Source organism: Lyngbya aestuarii BL J (genome assembly GCF_000478195.2).
Taxonomy (GTDB): domain Bacteria; phylum Cyanobacteriota; class Cyanobacteriia; order Cyanobacteriales; family Microcoleaceae; genus Capilliphycus; species Capilliphycus aestuarii.
Window position 1 is genome coordinate 1 of the sequence record NZ_AUZM01000224.1, and the last position, 1,227, is coordinate 1,227.

The window sequence follows — 1,227 nt, forward strand, 5'->3', positions numbered from 1 at the left end:
AGATAGCGGTGTTGAAGAATTTCGGAATGCAATGACCCGCTATTTAATGGAAGAAAAACGCCCACAGTTGTTTGAAGTGTTGGCGAAAGATTTACAGCCATTTTGTATTAGTTTGCGGGAATCTTATCTAAAAGCTTGGTGGGATTTAGAGAGTCAACCTCGCGAGGTAAACGCCCTCAAAGAATATCAATTACGACAGCTAAATACCGAACTCAAACAAATAGGAGATGATTTTTGTAAACACATCGAAAAAGAGTTAAATTTGGTCGTTGCCAGTGATGAAAATTTAGCTTTTGAGAAGGATTTTAAAAAGCTTCAGCACCGAATGATTAGTCGCTTGGATGTGTTGATTAAATCCTTTTCTGTTGGGGAAACTCATAAACGCGCCCAAGCCAGTCATAAACGCAATGCTGTAGTCCCCATTATGGGGATTTTAGCGGAGGCTTTCTATTACTTAGCGAATGAGTTGGAAGCGGTTTTAGTCGAGGCGTCTAAGGAGTTGATGGATAACTTCTTTTATCAACTTTATGAACGGGTTCGTCAAGCGGATTATTACAGCAAATTGTATCGTTTATTGGGGAATGATAACGGGGTTGAACAGAATTTAGAACGTTGGTGTGAACGGGCGAAAGCGGCGTTAGTAAATGAGTCTAAAACCGAATGCGATCGCTATATTCGAGAACGTCCTGAATTTTATTCAGAAGGTACGGTTTCGGTGTTTCAATTGCGTCAAGTTTTGCAAGAAGCTTGTCGGGGTTATGACTATGAAAGTATGGTGAAAGCTGAACCTGCTATTCGTCAATTGTTGAAGATTGATTTTGAGCCAAAACTTAAGGAAACGATTCTCAGAACTTATCGCCCAACGGTGAATAAAACTCTGATTCATCATTTGTTAGAACCGTCTCACACCCTGGCTAATTATATTTTACAACAGCATGAGAAAGCTTGCGAACATTTGGCAAAAACGTTGGATAAAGAAGCCTCCGCACAATTGGAAGCCAATGAGAAACAAAAGGTAGAATTGAAGGAAAAAATTGAGGCGTATAATCAAGCGGTGAAGGGAATTAATCAGTGTTTGGAAATGATGAAATTAGATCGCCAAACTTTACCGGAAATTTCGGAGATGGATTTATTTACTTTACCCGTTGTTATTGAGGTTAATCCTGCTGATAGTTTACAACAAAAGTTCGCGGATATTTCTGAGTCTGAGAATGGATTTGTTTCTTC

1 pseudogene is annotated in these 1,227 nt (G+C 39.4%); it reads left to right on the top strand.

What is annotated here, in order from left to right:
* Window positions 1-1,227: pseudogene (locus M595_RS27690) on the top strand (dynamin family protein); the annotation flags it as partial.